This is a genomic window from Arsukibacterium sp., from assembly GCF_041616895.1.
Taxonomy (GTDB): Bacteria; Pseudomonadota; Gammaproteobacteria; order Enterobacterales; family Alteromonadaceae; genus Alishewanella.
This window is the reverse complement of the sequence record NZ_JBFJPY010000143.1, coordinates 1-5,209: the sequence shown is the minus strand read 5'-3', so window position 1 is coordinate 5,209 and position 5,209 is coordinate 1. Positions and strand designations below refer to the sequence as shown.

Here is a 5,209-nt window from a genome sequence, read left to right as displayed (position 1 = left end):
TCCACAAAGCCAGGGGGGTAGCGTGATGCTCGATAGTCAGCAGCAACCGGTACTAGATTATCCGATCACAGACTACCTTTGGCAGGGCGCCCGCCGGGCACTGTTGTCGATGGCTCAGATGCAATTCGCTGCTGGCGCTAAGCAGGTGCTGCCTATTCATCATGATGCCAGGCTTTACCGTAGCTGGCCCGAGGCAAAAGCGGCGATCGCAGAATTGCCCATGCAAAAATACCGGCAAACCATAGCGTCGGCTCATGTGATGGGCGGCTGTAATATGAGTGCCGACCCAAGAAAAGGCGTAGTTAACCAGGAGGGGCGTCATCATCAGCTGCAAAACCTGTCGATATTTGATGGCTCTATTCTGCCCACCAGTTTAGGTGCGAATCCGCAGCTGACGATTTATGGTATGACCTGGCGCAATTGCGACATATTAGCGACGGAGTTAAATCGGCTAATATAGGGTGTTAAATAGCTTTCGTGCTATGGTGAATTTCGACTATCGGGCAGTTCCCGCCCTGTTTCAGCAATGTTGACTTGCGAATCTGACTATGACCGACTCGAGCTATACAGTATTAAGCAATTATTTTGATCTACTGCTTGACGCCGTTTGTGTAGTGGACAAAAAGGGAAGCTTTGTGTTCCTGAGCCAGGCGGCTGAGCGAATTTTTGGTTATAAACCTGAGGAGATGGTTGGCCATTCTATGCTGGAGTTTATTCACCCGGATGATCAGGGCATAACACTGGCTGCCGCAGAGCAAATTAATCAGGGCGAATTGAAGCTAAATTTCGAAAACCGTTATATTAGAAAAGATGGGTCGGTGGTCCATTTGTTGTGGTCTGCCCGGTGGTCTGAGGATAAGCAGCAGCGTGTCGCTGTAGCAAGAGATATAACTAACCTGAAAAATACCCAGCGCCGTCAGGCCGCACTTTATGCTATCTCTGAGGCAGCTTACGCCGCAGACGATATTAACCAGTTGTATCAGCAGGTTCATCAGATTATTGCCAGTTTAATTCCCATGCAAAGTTTTAGCATTGCCAGCTATGAGAAAAGTGCAGGCTTGAGTTTGAGCTATAGGAGTGGCGACAGTAAAGACGCTGACGTCGCTTTAGCCACTGAACTGTGTAATCAAGTTATTCAACGTGGAGAGAGTGCGTTGGTGCAAAGTGAGTCTGAACCGCAATGGGTTGCCGTGCCGCTTAAAACCCATAGCGGAGTTATTGGTGCTCTGCTGGCGCAAAATACCGTGCAAGCACCTTATTACAGCCATGCAGAGCTTGAAATGCTGGAATTTGTCGCAATCCAGGTAGCGGTGTCAATAGAGCGTATGCAGATGTTGGCAAAGTTGAAGTTCAGCGCGCTGTATGATCAATTAACCAGCCTGCTCAATCGGGAGTTATTTCAGGATCGAATGCAGTCGGCTTTAGCCCGTGCTGGCCGTGAGCAAGGCATATTGGCTCTGCTTTATGTTGATTTAGATAAGTTAAAGCAAGTAAATGATAGCTTTGGCCACCTGGTCGGTGATGAGTTGTTGCAACAAGCGGCTAAGCGTTTGCGCCAAGCTATTCGCCACACGGATACGGCAGCCCGTTTTGGTGGCGATGAATTCGTGATTTTACTGGAGCAGTTACCCAATGAAGATCTGGCTGTGCAGTTGGCTGAAAATATCCGCCAGGCGCTGTGTCAGCCATATCAGATAAAGGGCCAGCAGCTCGCTATTAAGCCCAGTATCGGCGTTGCCTTGTATCCGCAACACGGCCTGGTGCAACACGAGCTGATACTGCGAGCAGATGAAGCCATGTATCAGGCTAAAAAAGCCGGTGGTAACCGGGTGGTGCTTAGTGATCGGATGCTAGCAGTAAACCAGACGGTAAACTAAACATGATGCCGCTAGCGTGCTCGTCGCAGGCTCTGGCCTAGCCCCTGAAAATACGGTAACCACAGCTGCCCAAGTGCACTGCTTAGTTGCTGATCCGGATAAACGCCAAGTTTGGCTGCTCCGCTTTGCAGGGTACCCGAGACTAAAAAGCTGTTTTTTAATGGCTGTCGCTGCAGCATATTTTCAAAAGCTCGGGCGGCCATCTCTTCCGGCATGGCAAGATACAGCTGCTGTCGTCCGGCGTCCAGGGTGCGGCATTGTTTGAAATACTCGCTTTCGTTCTGGCCGTCGCTCGATAAATATAATGCTTTAAACGCCTGTTGCAATAGCGCGTTTAAGGGGTGTGGGTGCAAGGTCAGACCATCCAGATAGCAGCGGCTGGCAAAGCGGTTGGCTGGCGGCGCAGGGTTAAACATTTTGCTGGCGATATAGTGATCAAACGCATGAAACCATTCATGCGCTAAGCTGCCACCACCAGCATTTTTGGCCAGTGCTAAAATACGGCCCTGCGGCTGGTAGTGCGCGCAAACCCCACGCTGGCCCCCTATGCCGTAGGTTAATGCCAGGCTGCCATTAAGTGAGATAACCTGCTCGGGCACTTGTAGCAATAGCTGCAAATCACACAGCGCATCAAAAAATAAATTGGCGGCCTGCTGTTGCTCGGCGCTTTGCACCCAGCGGCCAATATGAATACTGTTAAAACCAAATATTTTAACTAAATCACCAAAGCTGACATCCGCACCGGCCCGGTGGGGCGGGCCGTTACGATAGTATTGTCGTCTAAGTCTGTCTGCCACGGTGGTTAAACGGTCGTGGTGTTATCTGCATCCAGCATCGCCAACGCCAGTGCTTCGGCCACTTTAATGCCATCGATACCGGCCGATAAAATGCCGCCGGCATAACCTGCACCTTCACCGGCAGGATACAGGCCTTTGATATTGATACTTTGGTAATCCTTGCCGCGTTTAATACAAATGGGTGATGAGGTGCGGGTTTCAACGCCGGTCAGTAAACCATCGGCTTTAGCAAAGCCTTTAATTTGCCTGTCAAACGCTGGAATCGCTTCGCGAATAGCGGCAATGGCAAAGTCGGGCAGTACCTTAGCCAAATCGGTTAACGTAATACCTGGGGTATAGGACGGTTTTACTTCGCCAAGTTCAGCCGAAGAGCGGCCCTGTAAAAAGTCACCAATCAGTTGCGCCGGCGCATGGTACGTTTCCCCGCCCACTTTAAAGGCTTGCTCTTCTAACTGGCGCTGCAGCGCTATGCCAGCCAGCGGGTGGCCAGGGTAATCGCGCTCAGGGTCAATACCCACCACGATAGCGCTGTTTGCATTGCGCTCATGCCGTGAGTACTGGCTCATACCGTTAGTGACTACCCGGCCTGGCTCAGAGGCCGCAGCGACCACGGTACCGCCCGGACACATGCAAAAACTGTATACAGTTCGGTTATTGCTGCAATGGTGCACCAGTTTGTAATCAGCAGCGCCTAAAATCGGGTTGCCAGCGTTAGGGCCAAAGCGGCACTCGTCAATCATTGATTGCTCATGTTCAATCCGAAAACCAATTGAGAATGGTTTGGCTTCAATATACACGCCGTGATCATGCAGCATCTGAAACGTATCGCGGGCACTGTGGCCAACGGCCAGCACCACATGTTTACTGTGCAACTGCTCGCCGCTGGCCAGGGTTAAACCAGTCAGCTGACCATTATCGATATGCAGTTTATCGACTTTGCTGCTAAAGCGTATTTCACCACCCAGTTCGATAATTTTAGCCCGCATTTTTTCTACCATCGCTACCAGCTTAAAGGTACCGATATGCGGTTTACTGACATACATAATTTCATCGGGTGCGCCGGCAGCGACAAATTCGCTCATTACTTTGCGACCATAGTGCTTAGGGTCTTTCACCTGGCTGTACAGCTTACCATCAGAAAAGGTACCGGCACCGCCTTCGCCATATTGCACGTTCGACTCCGGGTTTAAGGCTTTACCGCGCCAGAAACCAAAGGTGTCTTTGGTGCGCTCGCGCACTTCTTTGCCGCGCTCGAGAATAATCGGCTTAAAGCCCATTTGTGCCAGCAACAAACCGGCGAATAACCCGCAAGGGCCCAGGCCAATCACAATTGGCCGCTCGGGCAATGTTTCAGGTGCTTGCGCTACAAATTTATAGCTGGTGTCAGGCGAGGGTTTAACATGCTGATCACTGGCAAAGGTGCTTAATAGCTGCGCTTCGTTAGCAACCTCTAAATCCAGTGTGTAAATTAACTGAATATCGGATTTTTTACGGGCGTCAAAGCCGCGTTTAAACACCGTAAAACTGTGCAGCTGCTCTGCTTTTATTTGTAATTTGGCGAGAATGGCAGCAGTTAGCGCATTTTCATCGTGATTTAGCGGTAGTTTTATTTCAGTCAGGCGCAGCATAGCGGTTCCATATCGGTGTCATTGCGACCAGGCAACAGGCCAGGCGCTCACAAGATGGTGCTATTTTACGCTAAGAGGCTGTGAATGTCCGCAAGGGTTTTGCTCTTGAGTTCAACTGTTCGCTTCTCAGTAGTTGATGGCACTTTCTCAATTGATGCTGGGGAAAACGATATCCGGGCTATCTATGATGAAAGCAATTCCGCCATAAATTTCTTCTGCTGCTACAAGCAGGATATGAGTTTTTACGACAAGAAACTTCAGTCCTTTGCCGCCAGGCACGGCATTGCCTCAGCTTCCACCAGTTAACAACTGAATTCGATCAGCGACAGGAGTAGCTTGTGACCAAAAACCTTGATGTACTAGCCCTATCGGAAGAGGTTGAGCTTGACAGCCAATCTGGGAAGTTAAGTCGTGAGTTGTTGGCTCAGGGGCAGACGTTATATGGCAAGAACCTTCAATTTCCCGATTATCTTGAGCGCATCACGCCCGTTGGAGAAAGGTCACTTGGCCAATGGCGGAATGGTGAGTTTGCTGAAGAGGTTTGCCTTATTTGGTAACAAAAAGCCCCGCCGACACCGAGTCACTGGTGAGGAAGGGGCATTGGTTTCAAAGTTAGCTCTAAACATCAGAACATACAGTTATAAAAACAGATAACTACTTTTTGTGCTTCAATATAAAAAAAGTAACGAAAACAGCTATTAATGGCATCCCTAGCCTCTTAGCAACATTTATAATAAAGGTTACTGTATTTTCATCCAGTGTATATACGTGACCTCTCCTTTCAATATAACCTCGCTCAAAATCTATGATTACATCGTAAGAAAAGTAGGCCAGAAACAATAATGCCAGTATTCTACAAATCCAAATAGCCTTTGAGTTCATTTCCAATTCATTCATTTATTTGTTT

6 protein-coding genes are annotated in these 5,209 nt (G+C 49.1%); 4 read left to right on the top strand and 2 right to left on the bottom strand.

Features of this window, described 5'->3' with window-relative positions; all coding sequences use genetic code 11:
- Together ABY802_RS15700 and ABY802_RS15695 are read left to right on the top strand one after the other, a co-directional pair.
- The coding region (locus ABY802_RS15700) for a GMC family oxidoreductase (RefSeq protein ID WP_372628066.1) at positions 1–460 on the top strand (460 nt) is incomplete at its 5' end.
- A 154-nt stretch (positions 461–614) separates the two neighbouring features.
- Positions 615–1,877 carry a diguanylate cyclase domain-containing protein gene (locus ABY802_RS15695; RefSeq protein ID WP_372628065.1) on the top strand — a complete coding sequence of 421 codons (1,263 nt, stop codon included), beginning with the start codon at positions 615–617 and terminating at the stop codon, positions 1,875–1,877.
- Positions 1,878–1,888: 11 nt separating this feature from the next.
- Here the strand turns inward: ABY802_RS15695 and ABY802_RS15690 are convergent, their stop codons facing one another.
- Positions 1,889–2,674 carry a CLCA_X family protein gene (locus ABY802_RS15690; protein ID WP_372628064.1) on the bottom strand — a complete coding sequence of 262 codons (786 nt, stop codon included), beginning with the start codon at positions 2,672–2,674 and terminating at the stop codon, positions 1,889–1,891.
- Between the two features lie 5 nt (positions 2,675–2,679).
- Positions 2,680–4,302, bottom strand: a complete 1,623-nt coding sequence (locus tag ABY802_RS15685; protein ID WP_372628063.1) for an NAD(P)/FAD-dependent oxidoreductase — start codon at positions 4,300–4,302, stop codon at positions 2,680–2,682.
- A 105-nt stretch (positions 4,303–4,407) separates the two neighbouring features.
- On the opposite strand from ABY802_RS15685, the gene ABY802_RS15680 reads away from it, so the two are divergent.
- Together ABY802_RS15680 and ABY802_RS15675 are read left to right on the top strand one after the other, a co-directional pair.
- Positions 4,408–4,608 carry a hypothetical protein gene (locus ABY802_RS15680; protein WP_372628062.1) on the top strand — a complete coding sequence of 67 codons (201 nt, stop codon included), beginning with the start codon at positions 4,408–4,410 and terminating at the stop codon, positions 4,606–4,608.
- Between the two features lie 32 nt (positions 4,609–4,640).
- Positions 4,641–4,859 (top strand): hypothetical protein, encoded by a 219-nt coding sequence (locus ABY802_RS15675; protein ID WP_372628061.1) that lies wholly within the window; start codon positions 4,641–4,643, stop codon positions 4,857–4,859.
- Positions 4,860–5,209 lie beyond the last annotated feature (350 nt).